The 683-nt window shown below is 53.4% G+C and carries 1 rRNA gene; it reads right to left on the reverse strand.

Features of this window, described 5'->3' with window-relative positions:
* Positions 1-683, reverse strand: a 23S ribosomal RNA gene (locus tag DA915_RS28605); the annotation flags it as partial.

The raw sequence follows: 683 nt of genomic DNA on the forward strand, positions 1-683 counted from the left end.
CGGAGGCGACCGCCCCAGTCAAACTACCCACCATACACTGTCCCGGATCCGGATAACGGACCGCGGTTAGACATCCACGAAGATAAGGGTGGTATTTCAAGGATGGCTCCACAGAAACTGGCGTCCCTGCTTCAAAGCCTACCACCTATCCTACACATGCCTTGGCGAATGCCAGTGTAAAGCTATAGTAAAGGTGCACGGGGTCTTTCCGTCTGACCGCAGGAACCCCGCATCTTCACGGGGAATTCAATTTCACTGAGTCTATGTTGGAGACAGCGGGGAAGTCGTTACGCCATTCGTGCAGGTCGGAACTTACCCGACAAGGAATTTCGCTACCTTAGGACCGTTATAGTTACGGCCGCCGTTTACTGGGGCTTCAGTTCAGAGCTTGCACCCCTCCCTTTAACCTTCCAGCACCGGGCAGGCGTCAGACCCTATACGTCGTATTGCTACTTCGCAGAGCCCTGTGTTTTTGATAAACAGTCGCTACCCCCTGGTCTGTGCCACCCCATCATAGTTGCCTAAAATGGGGTCACGCTTCTTCCGAAGTTACGCGTGCAATTTGCCGAGTTCCTTCAACATAGTTCTCTCAAGCGCCTTGGTATACTCTACCTGACCACCTGTGTCGGTTTCGGGTACGGTCTATACGGTGGAGCTATTTCCTGGAACCTCTTCGCCGCACA

This window comes from Agrobacterium sp. LAD9 (genome assembly GCF_003031125.1).
Lineage (GTDB): Bacteria > Pseudomonadota > Alphaproteobacteria > Rhizobiales > Rhizobiaceae > Agrobacterium > Agrobacterium radiobacter.